At 59.7% G+C, this 20,099-nt stretch carries 13 protein-coding genes; 7 read left to right on the top strand and 6 right to left on the bottom strand.

The features are described 5' to 3' along the window. Window positions 1–89 precede the first annotated feature (89 nt). Window positions 90–4,883: an NAD-glutamate dehydrogenase gene (locus tag CU102_RS18730; protein WP_106712626.1), complete on the top strand. Its 4,794-nt coding sequence runs from the start codon at window positions 90–92 to the stop codon at window positions 4,881–4,883. 32 nt (window positions 4,884–4,915) lie between these two features. Beyond that, entirely contained in the window at window positions 4,916–6,274 is a 1,359-nt protein-coding gene (locus CU102_RS18725) for an MFS transporter (RefSeq protein ID WP_106712625.1), read from the top strand. Here the strand turns inward: CU102_RS18725 and purH are convergent. Continuing rightward, complete coding sequence (gene purH, locus CU102_RS18720; RefSeq protein ID WP_106712624.1) at window positions 6,264–7,880, bottom strand: bifunctional phosphoribosylaminoimidazolecarboxamide formyltransferase/IMP cyclohydrolase; 1,617 nt, start codon at window positions 7,878–7,880, stop codon at window positions 6,264–6,266. The genes CU102_RS18725 and purH overlap by 11 nt on opposite strands. A 263-nt stretch (window positions 7,881–8,143) precedes the next feature. Here purH and CU102_RS18715 point away from each other — a divergent pair, with 263 nt between their 5' ends. After that, window positions 8,144–9,376 carry an aminotransferase-like domain-containing protein gene (locus tag CU102_RS18715; protein ID WP_106712728.1) on the top strand — a complete coding sequence of 411 codons (1,233 nt, stop codon included), beginning with the start codon at window positions 8,144–8,146 and terminating at the stop codon, window positions 9,374–9,376. 126 nt (window positions 9,377–9,502) lie between these two features. Here CU102_RS18715 and CU102_RS18710 read toward each other — a convergent pair whose 3' ends face one another. The 3 genes from CU102_RS18710 to htpX all read right to left on the bottom strand — a co-directional run bounded on the left by CU102_RS18710 (window position 9,503) and on the right by htpX (window position 13,643). Further along, window positions 9,503–11,212, bottom strand: coding sequence for a heparinase II/III family protein (locus CU102_RS18710; RefSeq protein WP_106712623.1), 1,710 nt, complete (start codon window positions 11,210–11,212; stop codon window positions 9,503–9,505). A gap of 62 nt (window positions 11,213–11,274) precedes the next feature. Next, window positions 11,275–12,654, bottom strand: coding sequence for an RsmB/NOP family class I SAM-dependent RNA methyltransferase (locus CU102_RS18705; RefSeq protein ID WP_106712727.1), 1,380 nt, complete (start codon window positions 12,652–12,654; stop codon window positions 11,275–11,277). Between the two features lie 14 nt (window positions 12,655–12,668). Next, window positions 12,669–13,643: a zinc metalloprotease HtpX gene (gene htpX, locus CU102_RS18700; RefSeq protein WP_106712726.1), complete on the bottom strand. Its 975-nt coding sequence runs from the start codon at window positions 13,641–13,643 to the stop codon at window positions 12,669–12,671. A 114-nt stretch (window positions 13,644–13,757) separates the two neighbouring features. Here htpX and CU102_RS18695 point away from each other — a divergent pair, with 114 nt between their 5' ends. Then, window positions 13,758–13,991, top strand: coding sequence for a DUF1674 domain-containing protein (locus tag CU102_RS18695; protein WP_106712622.1), 234 nt, complete (start codon window positions 13,758–13,760; stop codon window positions 13,989–13,991). Here the strand turns inward: CU102_RS18695 and CU102_RS18690 are convergent. Then, the gene (locus CU102_RS18690; protein ID WP_245425406.1) at window positions 13,988–15,385 is read right to left on the bottom strand and encodes an MATE family efflux transporter; all 1,398 of its coding nucleotides are present in this window, start codon (window positions 15,383–15,385) and stop codon (window positions 13,988–13,990) included. The two genes, CU102_RS18695 and CU102_RS18690, sit on opposite strands and share 4 nt — an antisense overlap. A gap of 188 nt (window positions 15,386–15,573) precedes the next feature. Between CU102_RS18690 and CU102_RS18685 the strand changes: the two genes are divergently transcribed. The 3 genes from CU102_RS18685 (at window position 15,574) to CU102_RS18675 (ending at window position 17,771) form a co-directional block, all read left to right on the top strand. Then, window positions 15,574–15,879 carry a type II toxin-antitoxin system RelE/ParE family toxin gene (locus tag CU102_RS18685; RefSeq protein WP_106712724.1) on the top strand — a complete coding sequence of 102 codons (306 nt, stop codon included), beginning with the start codon at window positions 15,574–15,576 and terminating at the stop codon, window positions 15,877–15,879. Beyond that, entirely contained in the window at window positions 15,872–16,159 is a 288-nt protein-coding gene (locus tag CU102_RS18680) for an addiction module antidote protein (RefSeq protein WP_106712621.1), read from the top strand. The genes CU102_RS18685 and CU102_RS18680 overlap by 8 nt, the downstream gene beginning before the upstream one ends. A 346-nt stretch (window positions 16,160–16,505) precedes the next feature. After that, the gene (locus tag CU102_RS18675) at window positions 16,506–17,771 is read left to right on the top strand and encodes an SAM-dependent methyltransferase (protein ID WP_106712620.1); all 1,266 of its coding nucleotides are present in this window, start codon (window positions 16,506–16,508) and stop codon (window positions 17,769–17,771) included. Window positions 17,772–17,917: 146 nt separating this feature from the next. Here the strand turns inward: CU102_RS18675 and acs are convergent, their stop codons facing one another. After that, the gene (gene acs / locus CU102_RS18670) at window positions 17,918–19,870 is read right to left on the bottom strand and encodes an acetate--CoA ligase (RefSeq protein WP_106712619.1); all 1,953 of its coding nucleotides are present in this window, start codon (window positions 19,868–19,870) and stop codon (window positions 17,918–17,920) included. Between the last annotated feature and the right edge of the window lie 229 nt (window positions 19,871–20,099).

The following is a 20,099-nucleotide window of genomic DNA, read 5'->3' as shown; positions in this document are numbered from 1 at the left end:
ATTTTCACCGCAACCGTGCAGTTTGTGGTCGAAAATGCCTTCCGAATGGCTATGATCGGCTCAATCATAGAGCCGAGGGGGAATATTTTATGGCTTCCAAGAAGAAAACAGACGTAAAAGCCGCGACGAAGTCAAAGCCGCCGAAAGCTGCAAAAGAGAAGAAAGCTGAAATAGGGCTGTTCGAAGAGCTGTTGTTTGCCCGGGCTCCAGAAGAAGATCTCGCTGATTACGATGCGGGTGCTGTAAGCACCTCTGCGGGGTTCGCTGAAGCCGCGCTGGCCCGCTTTACGCCGGGGCAGTCCGTTGTCGATGTCAGCGAGAATAACCTCGTCTACCGTGATGGCCGCCCGGTCACCGTCATCTCACTGATCAACGACAACATGCCGTTCCTGCTCGATTCGGTCCTCGGCGAGATCAGCGAGAGGGTCAGCACCGTCCATCTGGTGCTGCATCCGGTCATGGATATCGATGCGAAGTCGAACAAAGTCATCGGTGCGGCCGGTCCGGAGAAACCCGGCAAGGACGTTTCGCGCGTCAGCGTGATGCAGATTCATGTTTCGGCGCTTGATGCGGCGTCACGCGAGATCATGACTGCGGCGCTCACACTGGTGCTCAAACATGTTCGCGAGGCAGTGAGAGACTGGAAGCCTATGCTGTCGCGCCTCAGTGACGCGATCGTGGCCTACAAGACCGGTAAGCTGCCAATGAAGAAGGCAGCGGCCGAGGAAGCCGTGGCGTTCCTCGAATGGTTGCGCGACGACAATTTCACCTTCCTCGGTGTGCGCGAATACGACTATCTGGGCAGCGAAGGCGCAGGCGAGCTGGAGCGGTCCGGCAGGCCGGGTCTCGGCATTCTGGCAGACCCGGACGTGCGGGTGCTGAAGCGCGGCAGTCAGGGTGTCACCACTACTCCGCAGATCATCGCCTTCCTCACTGGCCCGGAGCCGCTGATCGTCACCAAGTCGAACACCAAGTCGCTGGTGCACCGCCGCGGTTATATGGATTATATCGGCGTCAAGACCTTCGACAGTGATGGCAACGTCACTGGCGAAATTCGTTTTGTCGGCCTCTTCACGTCGGGCGCCTATACGCGTTCGGTGCTCAAGATTCCTTATCTGCGCTCGAAGACGGAAGCCGTCATCAACCGGCTCGGCTTCAATCGCGAAGATCATTCCGGCAAGGCGCTGCTGAATGTTCTCGAGAGCTACCCGCGTGATGATCTGTTCCAGATCGATGTAAAGACGCTGACCCGCTATGCCGAGGCCATTCTGGCCCTTGGCGAGCGTCCTCGCGTCCGCGTGCTGCCGCGCGTCGATCCGTTCGGCCGCTTCGCTTCGATCATCGTCTTCGTTCCGCGCGAGCGTTATGATTCCGTGGTGCGCGAGAAGATGGGCTCTTACTTCGCCTCCACTTATGAGGGGCATGTGTCGGCTTATTATCCGGCATTTCCCGAGGGCAATCTCGCCCGCGTGCATTTCATCATCGGCCATGCCGAGGACGAGTTCCCCAAGGTCAAGAGGGAGACCCTGGAAGAAGCGGTACGCGCCATCGTTCGCACCTGGGACGATGCGGTTGCCGAAGTCGGTGACCGCACCGGCTTGTCCGAATTTACGGCCCTGGCCGCAGCTTTCCCGGATTCCTACCGGGAGAATTTCTCGGCCGACGAGGCGCTGGTCGATGCGAGCCGCATTGCCGGCCTTTCGCGAAACAACCCGCTGTTTGTCGATTTCTACCGGCATCGGACCGATGGGCCGAATGCTGCCTCGCTGAAGATCTATCATTATGGCTCGGCCGTTGCCTTGTCGCAGCGCGTGCCGCTCCTCGAGAATATGGGCTTTCGCGTCATCAGCGAGCAGACCTTTGCACTTCCTGCCGGCGACGGCAGCCCGCTCTATGTACACGACATGGAGCTTGTCAGTGCCTCGGGGTCGCCGATTGACCTTTCCGACAATGGCAATCTCTACGAGGACGTCTTCCGCAGTATCTGGGGCGGTGCGTCGGACAATGATGGATACAACGCTCTTGCCCTGACCGGACAGCTGACAGCACGCCAGATCATTATCCTGCGCGCCTATGGCCGCTATCTGCAGCAGGCCGGCATTCCCTATTCGCAAGATTTCATTGCCGCAACGCTCAACCGCTACCCGCTCATTGCCAAGCAGTTGTTCGAGCTGTTCGAGCAGGGCCTTAACCCCGCCAAGGCCGGTGCCGCCCAATCACAGCGCAAGCAGACTGTGATCAAGACCGCCATCGAAGAGGCACTGCAGGGAGTTCCAAGTCTCGATGACGACCGCATCCTGCGGCGTTTCCTCAATCTGATCGAATCGACGTTGCGGACGAACGCCTTCGCGCCGGAGGAAGATGGAAGCGAGCGCGTGACACTGGCCTTCAAGCTGGATCCGCGCCTGCTCGATGACCTGCCGGAGCCACGGCCTTATCGCGAGATCTTTGTCTACGGCCCCGAAGTCGAGGGCGTACACCTGCGCTTTGGCCCTGTCGCCCGCGGCGGGCTGCGCTGGTCCGATCGCGCCCAGGACTATCGCACCGAAGTGCTTGGCCTCGTCAAGGCGCAGCAGGTGAAGAATGCGGTGATTGTGCCAGTGGGCGCGAAAGGCGGCTTCTATCCGAAGCACCTGCCGACCGGGGGCGATCGCAATGCCATCTTCGAGGCAGGGCGTGCCGCCTACATCACTTTCATTTCGACGCTGCTCTCGGTGACCGATAATCTTGACGGCGAAAAGGTCGTGCCGCCGGTAAACATTATCCGGCTGGATGGGGACGATCCCTATTTCGTCGTCGCAGCCGACAAGGGTACGGCGACATTCTCCGATACGGCGAACGCGATCAGCCAGGCGCATGACTTCTGGCTGGACGATGCATTCGCGTCCGGCGGCTCTGCCGGCTATGACCACAAGAAGATGGGCATCACCGCCCGCGGTGCCTGGGAAGCGGTCAAGCGCCATTTCCGCGAGATCGGCACCGATATCCAGAAGACGCCATTCACTGTCGTCGGTGTCGGCGACATGTCGGGCGACGTCTTCGGCAATGGCATGCTGTTGTCGCCGCAGACGAAGCTGGTTGCCGCCTTCGACCATCGCGACATTTTCATCGATCCGGAGCCGGACGTGAAGGCCAGCCTGAAGGAGCGCCAGAGGCTGTTCAACCTGCCGCGTTCCAGCTGGCAGGATTACGACAAGACGAAGATTTCGGCAGGCGGCGGCGTGTTCTCACGTTCACAGAAGTCGATCACCCTGTCGAAGGAGGCGGCCAAAGTCATCGGGCTAGCCAAGACGACGGCAACGCCTTTCGAAATCATGACGGCAATCCTGAAGGCGCCGGTCGATCTTCTGTGGTTTGGCGGTATCGGCACCTATGTACGCTCGACTTTGGAGAGCGACGCAGAGGCAGGAGACCGCTCCAACGACGCCATCCGCATCACTGGCAGCGACGTGCGTGCCAAGGTCATCGGTGAGGGCGCCAATCTCGGCGTGACGCAGAAGGCGCGCATCGAGTTCGGCCTGCTCGGCGGCCGCTGCAACTCCGATGCGATCGACAATTCGGCGGGTGTCAACACGTCCGACGTTGAGGTCAACATCAAGATCGCGCTATCGCAGGCCATGCGTACGGGCAGGCTGCAACGCGCGAAGCGCGACACGATCCTGGAATCGATGACTGACGAGGTCAGCGATCTGGTGCTGCGCAACAATTATCTGCAGACGCTGGCCCTGTCGCTGGCGCAGCGGCGCGGTGTCGCCGACCTTGCCTATCAGGCCCGCTTCATCAGCGATCTCGAAACAAAGAAGCTCCTCAACCGGAAAGTGGAAACGCTGCCCGATGACAAGGCGCTGGCGGAACGGCAGGTGGATGGCATACCGCTGACCCGCGCTGAACTCGGTGTTCTCCTGGCCTATGCCAAGATCGTGTTGTCCGATCAGCTGCTGGCGAGCAACCTGCCGGACGATCCCTATCTCGAACAGGAGCTCATGGATTATTTCCCGAGCCAGATGAAGGCCGGGTTTAGCGAAGAGCTTCGCACGCACCGCCTTCGCAGGGAAATCATTGCAACACAGCTCGCCAATGACGTGATCAACCGGGGCGGGCCAACCTTCGTTAGCCGGCTCTCTGATCTGACCGGTCAATCGGGGCCGGAGATTGTTCGTGCCTACGTGATCGTCCGCGATGGCTTCGAGCTCGACGGGGTGTTTGCCGGGATCGACGCGCTGGACAATGCAATTTCGGGTGATACGCAGAACGGTTTCTACGCCAAGGTGGCGCAGATGCTGAACTGGACAACGGCTTGGGTGCTGCGCAACGGGACAGCCACGGTCGGCCTCAGGGCAGCAATTGATGAGATCCGGCAGGCCCGCAATGCCCTGCAGCCGCGCTTGGACAAGCTGTTGCCAATGTCGATGACTGGCCTTATTCGCGAGGACACGGCAAGCAATGCCGCCCTTGGCGCATCGCCGGCACTCGCTGCACAACTGGCAAGGCTCGAAATCGCGCCGATCATTCCGGACATTGCTGCCGTCGCTCAGCAGGCGAACATCGACATTGCCAGCGCCGGCAAGGCTTACTTCGACATTTCCGAGGCCTTCCGTATCGGGCGTATCGAGGATGCAGCACGCGGGGTTTCGGTCGCCGACTACTATGACGGGCTGGCGCTTGCGCGTGCCACAGACCTGATCGGTCAGGCGCGGCGCGGTATCGCCGTGGCGGCCTTAAGCAAATACGGCAAGCAGACCGATCCCGCCAAGGATTGGCTGGTGAGCCGCGGCGCACGCGTTGACGAGGTGAGGCAGCGCATGGCCAATATCGTGGAAACCGGCGATTTGACGGTTTCGCGACTAGCGGTCGCTGCCGGTCTGCTCTCCGACCTGTCATAAGCGGTTTGGAAGCAATCGAAAAAGGATCGGGAATGGCTGTGCCGAGAAGGGGCATCTGGGGGTGGATGCTCTTCGACTGGGCGGCGCAGCCATTCTTCACTGTTGTGACGACCTTCATCTTCGGGCCGTATTTCGTCTCGCGCCTGGCGAGCGATCCGGCAATCGGACAGGCGGCCTGGGGTTACGGCATCGCCGTTTCCGGTCTGATCATCGCCGTGCTCTCACCAGTGCTTGGATCGATCGCCGATCAGACTGGACGGCGCAAGCCCTGGATCGGCTTCTTCGCCGTCATCAAGATCCTGTCGCTGATCATGCTGTGGTTCGCCGCGCCCGGTTCCGGCCTGATCTTGCCGCTGGTGTTCTTCTCACTGGCATCGATTGCGGCGGAGTTCTCTATCGTCTTCAACGATTCGATGATGCCACGGCTGGTGGCGCCAAAGGATATCGGCCGCATCTCGAACATGGCGTGGGGGCTCGGCTATCTCGGCGGCATGATCGTGCTGATCTTCGTTGTTGCCTTCATGGCCGGGTCGCCCACGACGGGCAAGACGATGCTGGGTCTTGCCCCAATTTTCGGGCTCGACCCGGCGCTCGGAGAAGGGGATCGGGCAACCGGACCGCTGTCGGCGCTGTGGTATCTCGTCTTCATCCTGCCGATGTTCCTGTTTACACCGGATGGCACGAGAGGTCTTCCGGCTGGCAGGGCGGTGCGTGCGGGCCTTGGCGAACTGAAGTCGACATTGAACGAGGTTCGGCAGCGCCCGGGGATATTCCGCTTTCTCGTCGGGCGCATGATCTACCAGGATGGTGTGAATGCGCTGATCGCGCTCGGAGGCGCCTTTGCCGCCACCATGTTCGGCTGGGCGACGGCAGAAATAGGCATATTCGGCATCATACTGAACATGGTCGCCATTTTTGGTTGTCTTTCCGCTAGCAAGCTCGACACGATGCTGGGGTCGAAGGTTGTGGTGGTGATCTCGCTGGTCTTGCTGACCATCGCGACGATCGGCATCGTCTCGACCGGTCCGGGCTATACGCTTTTCGGTATCGTACAATTGCCGGGCGCCGATAGCGGCGGACTGTTCGGAACGCCGGCGGAAAAAGCCTATATCGGTTTCGGCCTGCTCATTGGTGTTGCGTTCGGACCGGTGCAGGCTTCGTCACGTTCGTACATGGCGCGCAGCGTTTCGGCCGGCGAGGCCGGGCGCTATTTCGGCCTCTACGCGTTGTCGGGAAGGGCGACGAGCTTTCTTGCGCCCTTCCTGGTTGCAACCGTGACAGCGCTGAGCGGATCGCCACGCCTTGGCATGGCGATGATCATCCTGTTCCTGCTGGCCGGACTGGCGATCCTTTGGAGAACGCCCTATCCGGCCGCGCGCGTCAGTGCCTGAAATGGCGCATGCCGGTGAAGACCATGGCGATGCCATGCTCATCGGCAGCGGCTATCACCTCGTCATCGCGCATCGACCCACCCGGCTGGATTACGGCCGTGGCGCCAGCGGCGACAGCTGACAGCAAGCCGTCGGCGAAGGGGAAGAACGCGTCGGAGGCGACGACAGAGCCCTTGGTGAGAGGCGTCGCGTTTCCTGCCGCTTCGGCAGCATCCTCGGCCTTGCGCGCTGCTATGCGGGCGCTGTCGACGCGGCTCATCTGCCCGGCGCCGATGCCAACAGCCGCGCCATCCTTGACGTAGACGATGGCATTGGATTTCACGTGCTTGGCGATGCGGAACGCAAGCTTGAGATCGGACATTTCCGCTTCGGTCGGCGCGCGCTTGGTGACGACCTTGAGTTCCAGATCGTCGACGACGCCGCTGTCGCGCGACTGGACGAGGATTCCCCCGGCGACAGTCTTGGCGCTGATGCCGGAGGCGCGCGGGTCAGGCAGGCCGCCGGTGACCAGCAGGCGCAGGTTCTTCTTTGCCGCGACGATCGCCTGGGCCTCCGGTGTCGCATCGGGTGCGATGATAACTTCGGTGAAGGTCTTGACGATTTCCGTCGCAGCTTCCGCATCAAGCGTGCCGTTGAGCGCGACAATGCCGCCGAAAGCGGAGACCGGATCGCAGGCAAGCGCCTTGAGATAGGCTTCCTTCAATGTCCGCCCTTCGGCGACGCCGCAGGGATTGGCGTGTTTGATGATGGCGACGGCGGATGTTCGCGCCGGGTCGAATTCGGCAACGAGCTCGAAGGCGGCGTCCGTGTCGTTGATGTTGTTGTAGGAGAGCTGCTTGCCCTGCAGCTGGGTTGCGGTGGCAACGCCCGGACGCTTTTCGCCGGTCAGATAGAATCCGGCAGACTGGTGCGGGTTCTCGCCGTAGCGCATGACCGAATGCAGATGGCCGCCAATGGCGCGGCGCGATGGCGTCTCGGTCATCAGCGCTTCCGTGAACCAGCCGGAAATCGCCGCGTCATAGGTGGCGGTGCGGGCATAGGCCTTGGCGGCAAGGTTCTGGCGGAACGAGTAGGGCAATGAGCCTTCATGCTTTTCCAGCATGGCGATGACCATGTCATAATCGCCGGTATCGGTGACGACGCCGACATAGGCGTGGTTTTTTGCAGCGGCACGGATCATCGCCGGACCGCCAATGTCGATGTTTTCGACGATGTTCGCGTAGTCGGCGCCAGAATGGCGGACCTCTTCAAACGGATAGAGGTTGATGACGACGAGATCGATGGCGCCGATGCCATGCGTTTCCATTGCCGCCGTGTGTGCGGGATCGTCGCGCACGGCGAGCAGGCCGCCATGCACCTTCGGGTGCAAGGTCTTTACGCGGCCATCCATGATCTCCGGAAATCCGGTGATGTCGGAGACGTCGCGAACCGGGATGCCCTCTGCGGCGATCGCTTTGGATGTACCGCCGGTGGAGAGTATTTCAATACCATGCCGGTGCAGGGCATGGGCGAGGGCTGTCAGGCCGGTCTTGTCGGAGACGGAAAGCAGCGCCCGCCGCACAGGATGAAGGTTTGGAGGGGTGAATGATTTTGCGGCGACGGCCATGGGTGTTCGTCCTCAGCGATATTCAATGTTACGGATTTGCCAGCCGGTTAGCATAGGAAGCCGAGGAATCCTACTTCCGATCACGCATTTGCGGGCCAAATGCTGTTTTTCTGCACCGAACATCGCAGAAATTAGGTCAGATATATTGACATATTATTGGTCGCGCGATCATATCGCTCCGGCTTACACGGCGTTCGAGATGGAATTTTCCGAACGGGAGGCGTCTAGGCAATTCTGGGATGGAACGATCGGATGGATGCAAAATGAGCAACTGGGACGCCAGATACGCAACGCGTGCAAACCGGATGCGCGCTTCCGAAATTCGCGAGCTTCTGAAGCTGCTCGACCAGCCGGACATCATTTCCTTTGCTGGCGGTATTCCTGACCCGGCACTGTTTCCCGCCGACGCTTTCCGCAAGGCCTATGAGCGAGCCCTCGCGGATGATCAGGCCAGTGCCGCCCTGCAATATTCGGTCAGCGAAGGTTATGCGCCGCTCAGGGAGTGGATTGCCGCAAATCTCGCCGACGTGGGCATCGTCTGCGGCATCGACAACATCGTTATCACGTCGGGTTCGCAGCAGGCGCTCGATTACCTGGGCAAGCTCTTCCTGTCGCCGTCCGATACGGCACTGGTGACGAGCCCGACCTATCTCGGGGCGTTGCAGGCGTTCAATGCCTACGAGCCGGAGTATGACCGACTGCTGCCGGATCAGGGCAATATGACGCCCGCTGCCTATCGCGACGCAGCGGCAAATGCCGGCGGCCAGCCGAAGTTTGCCTATGTCAATCCGGATTTCTCCAACCCTGCAGGCGAGACGCTCGATCGCGCTGCGCGCGAAAAACTGCTCGATCTCGCCGATGAGATGAATATCCCGGTGATCGAGGACGGCGCCTATCAGGCACTTCGCTATGATGGCGAACCCGTGCCGCCGATTCTTGCCCTCGACATCGAGCGCAAGGGCGATATTGACGAGACGCGGACAATCTACTGCGGCACATTCTCAAAGACGCTGTCGCCGGGCCTGCGGCTTGGCTGGGTCTGCGCGGCGAAGCCCGTCATCCGCAAGCTGGTTCTGATGAAGCAGGCGGCCGACCTGCACAGTCCGACCATCAACCAGATGGCGATGTACCATGCCGCTGTCGACATCTACGAGAAGCAGATCGAGCTTCTGCGCGCGACCTATGGGCGCCGGCGTGACAATGTTCTTGGCGCACTTGAGAAATATATGCCGGAAGGCGTCAGGTGGACGAAGCCTGAGGGCGGGATGTTCATCTGGGTCACGCTGCCGGAGGGTATCGACGGCGCTGCGCTGCTTGCCCGCGCGATCGAAACCGAGCGCGTTGCCTTCGTACCCGGACAGGCCTTCCATGCGGATGGCAGCGGAACCAACACGATCCGGCTGAGCTTTTCGCTTGCGAGCGAGGAGATGGCTGATACGGGAATTGCGCGTCTTGGCCGCCTGCTCCGCAAGGTCATGGCGGAATCAGCGAGCTAGGGTCTATTGATATTCACACCATGACGGCCTGCAAACGGCGCTTTTCTGCGATCCGGTGCTCGTGATCCCGAACGTTCACTGCGTTCCGCTTCTCGAAAATCACCGTTTTCGGCGCGCCCAGACCACCTAACCGTAAACGCCGAGCGTCGTCCTGGTGAACTGCCATTCTACCTCGGAACGCTGCGAGGCATTGAGCGAAAGCGTGATCTGCCGGGTTTTGACTGGTCCGCGGAAACCGGCGAAGAACAGCGAATCCTCGATGAACGGCTGGACGGTCGCCGAGAACATCCAGATGTCGTCATTCTCTGCCTGGAGGACGATCAATCCGTTGTCATCGACGGTGATGGCAACCGAGGGATGTAGATGGAATCGGATGACGACATCCTCTGCGCCGGTGTCACGCAGCGGATTGCGTCCTGCAGCGAAGAAGCTGTCAATGCCTTCGATGACGCTGCCATTGTGCGACAAGACAATCTGCCGCTCGTGATAAATGCCGAACGGCCGGACATAGCCGTTGTGGTTGGCGACGAAACCGATCACGCCTTCACGTTCGATGCGTTCGATATTGACCTTGGTTGGACCCGCAATGATCGGCGTTCCAATCATATTGGAGAGGCCGGACGTGTTGCTGAACCGGCAGGAGGACGTGTCGTTGATCGTTGCGGTCGAGTGGGCAGCGGTCGAGCGCGCCAGCGGGCGGAACTCCGGCGGGCCATAGCGGTCGACGCCTGCGTTGATGACATAGCGATTGCGTCCCGACGACATCTCGAAGGAGAGGCAGCCCGCATGGGCATCGCGTGAGGCGGTGACCGGTGGGGCAAGTCCGGTGTCGGCAATAATGGTCGTCGAATCCATTGAAAGGCGCTCATAACCCGAATGCGCAGCATGGATGAGTGGCAGACCGCCAATATCGTCATGGCGAAGGACGGCAATGACCCGTTCCGGCATTGTGGCGCCCACGCCATTGAAGAGGGCGAGACTCCCGTCGTGGTGGCGGAAGAACCGCAAGGCAGGCAGCATGCGCTCGATCGCTTCGATGAGCGCCTTGGGGGGAGCTTCCTGGCCGCTCGCATAGGTCTGACGCAGAGGCAGCAGGTCCGCCAGCAGCTCCAGAACGGTCAGCGGGTTGCGCGAGATATGTCCGCCGTCGGGGAGGATCTGCCGGACAAGTTCAAACTCCAGATTGCGCCGTGCCGAGCGGCTTGTACTTGATGCGACCGGGAGAGCCAAGGCTGCCAGCGCGAGGGCGATACGAGCTCGTAATTTTTCTTCGCCGTCATCCATGACGGCGGCCATGGTGCGCAGATAACGCACCTGCACGGCGAGGGAACGCATGAACTGGCGATAGGCTCGCAGGTCCGCTCCGGCAAGAATGAGGTTTGAATGTTGGAGCCAGGCAATAATGCGCTGTGCCGTGACCTCCGGTGCCCAAGCAGGACCGCCAATCGAGCGGCCATGCGTGGTGATCCAGTCACCGAGCAGAGCGCGCGCATTGGCGGTGGCAAGTTCGGTGCCTGCGGCGCGCAAATTGCGCAGCCAGCCAAAATTGTGCAGGGCAGCCTGCCACGCGGCATTGGGCGGCTCAATCAGAAACGGCGAGCGTCCACCGGTTTCGACAACCTTGCCCGCAAGGGCGAAGCGGCCATGGTAAAACTCCTCGGCGAGTTGCGGATCGGCGGGGCGAAGGTCCTGAGGTGCTATAAGCACACGTTCCGGTGTGAATCCGGTGAATCGCCAGCGATAGAGCGGGCCCATGCGCACACGCCTGCGGAAGCGGCGCCACAGTTGCGCCGTTGCAAGTCCCCACAATTGCGGTGTTTCGCTCAGCGCGACCATGTTGTTATTGCTTCGAATCGTCGTCGACAAAGGAGAACTATGGAACCAAAACGGTTAAAATTTTAGTATTTCCTCTTGAAACGCGCGGCAAAGAACCCGTCCATGCCGGAAAGCGCGGGATTTTCATGGCGAAGATCGGCCGGAGTCGAGCGAACGAATCCTTCCGGAGTGATGAGTTCAGCGAGGTCGCCAACTTCATCTTTGGTGACCGGGACCAGTTCGACGGCAGGGTTCTTGGCCAGGAGGTCATTGGCAACCTTTTCGCCTTCGAGCGGATCAAGCGAGCAGTTGGAGAAGACAACAATGCCGCCGGGCCGGACGATCGTCACCGCATGATCGAGAAGTTTCGCCTGTAGATGCGCCAGCTTCTGGATGTCGCCCAAGGTTTTCGTCCAGGGCACGTCCGGGTGGCGCCGCACTGTGCCTGTCGATGAGCAGGGTGCATCGAGGAGTATCGCGTCAAAGAGCTCGGCGGGCTGGTACGCAGAGAGGTTGGCCTCGACCGTCTCGGCCGATAGTTCAAGGCGTTCCAGATTCGAACGGAGCCGCTTCAGCCGGTTGGCAGAAAGGTCCAGCGCGGTGACATTAGCACCCGCGAGCGCAAGCTGTGCAGTCTTGCCACCGGGTGCCGCGCAAAGATCGGCCACGCGCTTGTCCCTTATGTCGCCGAACAGTTTTGCCGGAAGGCTGGCAGCCGTATCCTGCACCCACCAATCGCCTTCCGCGAAGCCGGGAAGAGCAGTGAGCGCGCCATCGACGCTGCCGAGGCGCACGGAGCCTGTCGGCAGCGCAATTCCACCAAGCTTGAGAGCCCATTCCTGCGCGTCGCCCTTCACGGTCAGGTCTATCGGGGGCTCCTTGCTCTGGATGGCGAGGATGGCGCGGGTCTTTTCCTTGCCATAGGCGGCAATGAGGCTCTCCTCAAACCAGGCAGGGACATTGCTGGCTTCGGAGACGAGGTTCTCCTTCTCCCGTGAGAGCCGGCGCAGCACCGCATTGACCATGGATGCAAAGCGGCGATTGCGCGGATCATTATTGGCTGCCGTCACCGCCAGATCGACGGCGGCGCGATCGGGCACATCGAGATAGAGGATCTGCGCGGCGGCAATGTGCAGAAGATGGCGCAAGGCCACGGCATTTTCTGGCAAAGGCCGGTCGATCAACTGTCCGATGGCCGCTTCGATCGTGCCGCGATTGCGCAGCGCAGCGCCGAGGATGGCGCGGACAAGCGACCGGTCACGATCGTCGAGTGCCATATATTGCGGATGACCGCCCGTGTTGTCGGTCAGGCCATCGAGCGAGGTGTGTTTCTCGATGACGGCGCCGAGGAGGCGCGTCGCACATTGCCTAGCGGCGAGACCGGGACGGTCTTCCGCATCGATGAAGTTTGCCGGTTTCTGGTTCTTGCCGAATGCTCGTTTGGTGCCGTGTGGGACGCTCATGCCCTTATCTGCACTCATGCCCACGGGCCTTTGCGGCTGGCGCCGTCACGGCCCCAGGGATTGGGCCGGTCTTCACGTGGCTCGTCATCATCAATCGGCGGTTCGGGTGCGTTCGCCTGTCGCGGCGCGGGCGGTGCCTGCCGGAACTCTTCAACCATGGCTTCAAGTGCTGCAATGCGGTTATCCGTACTTGGATGGGTCGAGAACAGATTGTCGGCACCCCGGCCGCTGAGTGGATTGATGATGAACAATGGCGCAGAGGCAGGATTGCGCTCGGCGTCCTCATTGACGATCTGCTGGGCGCCGCGTGCGATCTTGTTCAAGGCGGAAGCCAGCCACAGCGGATTGCCGCAAATCTGCGCACCGCGCCGATCGGCGGCATATTCACGGGTGCGGCTGATGGCCATCTGCACGATCATTGCGGCAAAGGGCGCTACGATCATGGCAATGAGGACGCCGATGAAGCCGAGCGGATTGCTGTTTTCGCGATTGCCGCCGCCAAAGAACATGGCGAAATTGCCGAGCATCGATATGGCGCCGGCGAGAGTGGCCGTAATCGTCATGGTAAGAGTATCGCGGTTCTCGACGTGGGCGAGTTCATGCGCCATGACGGCGGCAACTTCCTGAGGTGACAGGCGTTGCAATAGCCCGGTGCTGGCTGCGACGGCTGCGTTTTGGGGATTGCGGCCGGTGGCGAAGGCGTTGGGCTGGTCGTTCTGGATAAGATAGACCTTGGGCATGGGCAGACCCGCCCGGGCGGCGAGATCCCTGACGATGCCGTAATATTCGGGCGCGTTTTGCTCGTCTACCTCGACCGCGTGGTGCATGCGGAGCACCATCTTGTCGGAATTCCAGTAGCTGAAGAGGTTCATGCCCGCGGCGATCACGAGGGCGATCATCATGCCGCCGGTGCCGCCGATGAGAAAGCCGACGCCCATGAACAGGGCTGTCATGAAAGCCAGCAGCATTGCAGTGCGCATTACGTTCATGACATCCCTCCTGCTTTGAATCGTTGTTGTATCAACGTCATTCCCTATATTGAACATCATCCGCTATATGATGGTGTTTTGTACAGCAAGCTTCAATGATGAGTGCAACCGACAATGAATGACGACGAGACATCAGTGACGCCGCACGCAGATAATGACGACCAGCCGCCGCGTCCCGCGTTCGGCCAACTCCCTCCGGCCGCCCAGCGGGCGCTGAAGGAGGCCGAGGAGCGCCGGAAGGCTGAGACGAAAGAGGCCGATCGGCCGCGCGAGATCGGCGGTCGTGGCGGCAAGGATCCGGCGCGGTTCGGCGATTGGGAGATCAAGGGTCGAACGATCGATTTCTAACGGATAATTTCGATCCCGAGTTTCTCCCGGCGCAGCCAGCGGCTGATCAGAAGCACGGCCGCCGCGGCAAGACCGCATAGGAGCCCGACCCAAATGCCGGCACCCTGCATGTCCAGCCAGAAACCGAAGCCGACCGAGAGGGGCAGGCCGATGCCCCAATAGGCGATCGCGGCGTAGATCATCGGTATGGTCGTATCGTGAAGGCCGCGCAGCATGCCGCTGGCGACGGCCTGGCCGCCATCAAAGATCTGAAACAAGGCTGCAAAGGCTAGAAATGTCACGGCGAGCGAAATCACATCGGCATTCGCCGGGTCGTTGATATCGATGAACGCACTGATCAGCTGATGGGGCGCGAGCAGCATCAGTAGCGCCGTGAGCACCATAAAGCCCGTACCCGCTGCGAATGCGACCCAACCTGCGCGCTTGATGCCATCGCGATCCTGCGCGCCATAGGCACGGCCGATCCGCACTGTCGCAGCCTGGCCGAAGCCCATTGGTACCATAAAGGCTATCGACGCGATCTGGATTGCGATCGCATGCGCGGCGAGCGAATCGGCGCCAATCAGGCCCATCAGGAAGGCAGCGGCATTGAAGATCGTCACTTCGAAACTCAAGATCGCTGCGATAGGCAAGCCAAGACGCAACAGGTCAGCGAAGCGTGGCCAGTCGGCACGCCAGAACCGGCCGAACAGGCGGTACCGCCGGAACTTCGGGTCCATGGAAATGACGACAACCAGCCCGGCAAACATCATCATTGAAGACAGGGTCGTCGCGATACCGGAGCCGACGATGCCGAGTTTGGGAAAACCGAAATGTCCGAAAATCAGCACCCAGTTGGCAAGCGCATTGAAGGCAACGGAAACGATGGCGATGACAAGCGCCCAACCTGGGCGCTCAAGCGCAGCGATGAAGGAACGCAGAACAATATAGCCATAGAAGGGCAGGACCGCCCATTGCAGGGCGCGCATGTAATTGCCGGCTTGCCCGGCAAGGCCTGCATCCTGACCCATGGCCACCAGGATGGATTCGGTGTTCCACAGGACAAGCCAAATCGGAATGGAGACAGCAACAGCGACCCACAGGCCCTGGCGCACCGTACGTCGGATCTCCCGTACGGCGAACCTATTGCGGCCGAGCTCGCGAGCCATCATTGGCGAGGTAGCGAGCATCAAGCCAAGGCCGAAGATCATCAGCAGGTAATAGAAGTTGGTTCCAAGCGCACCGGCGGCAAGCGTGCTCGCGCCGACCCAGCCCATCATCATGACGTCGGTCGCTGTCATCGCGGTCTGCGCAAGATTGGTGAGGATCATTGGCCAGCTCAAAGAGAGCATCGCAACGATTTCATCACGCCATGCACGCTTCGACTCAGCGTTTTGGGCTATAGCAACCGACATTTGTTCGATCTTTCAGAGGGGTTTGCCTTCAATAAAGGCAGATTGCACCATTTTCAGGCAAAATCTTGGTATCACCAATTTGCAGAAGAGCAAACCCTGGAGCGTTGCAATCTGCCGTTGGTGTTGCGAAAGGCCATTGGGATATACAATCCCAGATTATTGACTTTTGTGATTTAAAAAATACATTTATGATCGAGCTTGAGCAAACTGAAACATATCGAAAATGGCGAACGGAACTCAAAGATCAGCGAGCACGAGCTTTGATTGCGTCGCGGTTAGATTGCCTTGCTTTCGGGCACACAGGCGATGTGCAACCCGTAGGGCACGGTATCAGCGAACTACGAGTTCACTATGGTCCCGGGTATCGCATTTACTTTCAGAGGCGGGGAGATGTGATTGTGGTCCTTCTTTGTGGCGGTGACATGAGTACGCAGGCGAAGGACATCCGCACAGCGCAGCATTTGGCTGCTGAATGGAGGGGGTGGAGTGGTTGAAAAATTGATCCCGTATGATCCTGCTGAGGATTTGACTACTGATGAGGCGATAGAAGTCTTTCTCGCCGATGCTTTCGAGACTGGAGATGCACGGTACATCGCGCGAGCGCTCGGTGTTGTGGCACGTGCAAAAGGCATGACGAAGATAGCGCGGGAGACGGGTTTGGCACGCGAACAGCTTTACCGCTCCTTGAGCGAGAACGGCAATCCCACGTTGGAGACTACCATCGCTGTTTTGAAAGCGATCGGCTTCCAGATCAGCGGCAAGCGCGCTGCATAAACGGAAAGGGCCACCCCGAAGGGTGGCCCCGCAATTCCGTCTGGCACAAAGCTGTCGTTTGGCCTTCTTCCTTGGACTCAGCCAAGGTGCTTATTCAACGGAGAGACGATCCCCGATGGAAAGCATCGGACGCCTTGTGGCAGTTTTCGAAATCACGAGACATCGGATCACCTCCTTTACATTCGTTGAACACAAACCAAGAATGGGGTGTCTTTGCCCGCGATTCAAGAGAAAAATTTGACGGGTCTTGCAGACAGCTTGCCAAACCGCAATTGCCGCCATAAGCCAAGTCGAGTTTTTCACAAAGCGTCGATGGCGTATTCGGACAGATGGTTAGAGGCACAGGATGGCAGCTGAAGATAGAGCGGCGCGGATTATCCGCACGGTAATCGACGTACTCGAGCCGCAATTTGCCGTCGAATTATGGGACGGTAGCAGAATTGGCGAAACGGATGGTCCTGTGCTCGCCATCAACGACCCGATGGCGGTGCGCCAGATTGCCTTGAAGCCGAATATCGGCTCCATCGTCGAATTGTGGGTTTCCGGACAAATCGATGTGAAGAACGGCACGCTGTTCGATCTCGTCGAGCGCGGTCCCAAGGGAAAGTTCAAGCAGAAGCTCAAGAGCCTGCCGAAGTGGCAGTTGCTGAAGGATGTGCCTTCGCTGCTGCTTGGCCGCAGCAAGGCCAGCAATTCCGGATTAGGCGGCAAGGACCCCTACGTCAGCGGCTCCAACAAGGAAGCCATCACCCATCATTACGATGTGTCGAATGCCTTCTATCAGCTCTTTCTCGACGATCGCATGGTCTATACCTGTGCCTATTTCACCGATTGGGCCAATACGATCGACCAGGCGCAGGCCGACAAGCTCGAGCTCATTTGCCGCAAGCTGCGTTTGCAACCGGGCGACCGGCTGCTGGATATCGGTTGCGGCTGGGGCGCGATGTTGATCTATGCGGCGAAGCATTATGGCGTGACGGGGACGGGAGTCTCGCTGTCCGAAGCGCAGACGGCACTGGCGCGAGAGCGGATCAAGGCCGAAGGACTCGAAGACAAGATCACTATCCACGTCAAATCCTACGAACACCTCGAGGGTCAGTTCGACAAGATCTCGTCAATCGGCATGTTCGAAGCGGTAGGCATAGCGCATTACGACACCTATTATTCCAGCGTGCGCCGCCTGCTGCGCCCGGGCGGGCTTTACCTGCATCATGCGATCACGCGGCGTATGAAACGCAACAAGAAGACGTTCGGGCGCAAAAGTGCCGAGCACTTGGCGCTGGTGAAGTATATTTTCCCCGGTGGTGAGCTTGATCACCTCGGTATGACCGTCGAGAACCTCGAGGGTCACGGTTTCGAAGTGCATGATGTCGAGAATTTGCGCGAGCATTACGGCAAGACCTGCCGAATGTGGGCGGACCGGCTCCACGCCCGGTTTGACGAAGCGATCGCCGAAGTCGGCGCGCCCAAGGCTCGGCTTTGGCTGCTCTATCTGACCGGCTGCGCGCTGGCTTTCGAGCGGGGTACCGTGCAGATCAATCAGACACTGGCATCCAAGCGCAAGCGCGGGTTGTCGGCCGTGCCGCAGACGCGGGCTGATCTTTATCGGTAAATCCACCCTGATGGCCATCTGATGCGATTTTCTGCGCTTCCGGTGCTCATGGACCCAAAAGTCCACTGCGCTACGGTTCTCGGAAACCACATCAGCTGACTCATCAGGCTGAATTTACGGGCAGTGCTTATTGAAGGAAGGAAAGATCAGCCCTTCCTGTTTTGCCTGTTGGCGATCAGGTCGTCGACGACAGCCGGATCGGCGAGCGTTGACGTATCGCCAAGTGCGCCGAAATCATCCTCCGCGATCTTGCGCAGGATACGGCGCATGATCTTGCCAGAGCGGGTCTTGGGCAGGCTAGGTGCAAACTGGATCTTGTCCGGCGAGGCGATCGGACCGATCTCCTTGCGTACATGGGTGACGAGTTCCTTGCGCAGCTCGTCGGTGCCATCGAGACCTGCCATCAGCGTGACATAGCAGTAGATGCCCTGGCCCTTGAGATCGTGGGGATAGCCGACGACAGCGGCTTCGGAAACGGTGTCGTGCGATACCAGCGCTGATTCCACTTCAGCCGTTCCCATGCGGTGGCCGGAGACATTGAGGACGTCATCGACGCGGCCCGTGATCCAGTAATAGCCGTCCTTGTCACGGCGACAGCCGTCGCCGGTGAAGTACTTGCCCTTGTAGGTGGAGAAGTAGGTTTCGATGAAGCGCTTGTGATCGCCATAGACCGTGCGCATCTGGCCGGGCCAGGAATCGATGATGCAGAGATTGCCGTCGGCAGCGCCTTCGAGAACATCGCCTTCATTGTCGACAAGCTGCGGCTGGACGCCGAAGAACGGCCGTGTGGCAGAGCCTGGCTTCAGAGCAGTTGCGCCGGGCAACGGCGTGATGAGGATACCGCCGGTCTCGGTCTGCCACCACGTGTCGACGATGGGCGAGCGTTTGTCGCCGACCACCTGATAATACCATTCCCAGGCTTCCGGATTGATGGGTTCGCCCACCGAACCGAGGATACGCAGTGACTTGCGCGACGTCTTCTTCACCGGCTCATCGCCGGCGCTCATCAGGGCGCGGATGGCGGTTGGGGCGGTATAGAAGATGTTGACCTTGTGCTTGTCGATGACGTCCCAGAAGCGGGATACGGACGGGTAGTTCGGAACGCCTTCGAACATCAGCGTCGTCGCGCCATTGGCCAGAGGTCCGTAGACGATATAGGAGTGGCCGGTGACCCAGCCGACATCGGCCGTGCACCAATAGATATCGCCGTCATGGTAATCGAAGACATATTGGTGGGTCATCGATGCGTAGACCAGATAGCCGCCAGTGGTGTGAAGAACACCTTTCGGCTTGCCGGTGGAACCGGAGGTGTAAAGGATGAACAGCGGATCTTCCGCCTTCATCTTCTCCGGCTTGCATTCCGGCTTAACGCTGGCAATTTCCTCATGGTACCAGAGATCGCGGCCCGGCGCCCAGCCGGTCTTGCCGCCCGTGCGGCGTACGACAAGCACGTTCTTCACCATAACATGGTGCCTGGCGGCGATATCGATCGCCTTGTCGGTATTGTCCTTGAGCGGGATCGGCTTGCCGCCACGCATGCCTTCGTCCGAGGTGATGACGAAGGTCGACTCGCAGTCAACGATGCGCCCTGCAAGTGCGTCCGGTGAGAAGCCGCCGAAAACGACGGAATGGATGGCGCCGATGCGTGTGCAGGCGAGCATCGCGTAGGATGCTTCGGGGATCATCGGCATGTAGATGGTGACGCGGTCGCCCTTCTTGACGCCGTGCTTCTTCAGCACATTGGCGAGGCGGCAGACCTGCTCGTAAAGCTCATTATAGGTGATCTTTTTGTCGAGGTAGGGATTGTCACCTTCCCAGATGATGGCGACCTGATCGCCGCGCTTCTTCAGGTGGCGGTCGATGCAGTTGTAGGAAACGTTGGTGACCCCGTCCTCGAACCATTTGATGGCGACCTTGCCTTCGAACGAGGTGTTCTTGACCTTGGTATAGGGCTTGAACCAGTCGATGCGTTTCCCGTGTTTTGCCCAGAACTTTTCCGGGTCCTTGATGCTCTGCTTGTACCAGTTGAGATAGGTCTCATTGTCGATGAGCGCGTCTTTCTTCGCGCTTGCCAGCACGGGATAAACCTTCTCGGACATCAATTTCCTCCAGAATCTGAGATGTCGGGCCTCCACCCGATGTCTCCCGGGCGGGAGACGGATAGCTTTCATTATCACCAAGCAAATCAATGCGTAAATATGGCAAATCAGCAGAATGGGCTGATGCCCCGGTCGGACAGCGCAACCACCCGTTGTAATATACCGTTACATTTTGTCATGGAACCCGGTCCATTTTGGACACATTTAGGCGTGAACGGTCGCCGCCTTG

The organism is Phyllobacterium brassicacearum (genome assembly GCF_003010955.1).
Classification (GTDB): Bacteria; Pseudomonadota; Alphaproteobacteria; order Rhizobiales; family Rhizobiaceae; genus Phyllobacterium; species Phyllobacterium brassicacearum.
This window is presented reverse-complemented; position numbering and strand designations above follow the sequence as displayed.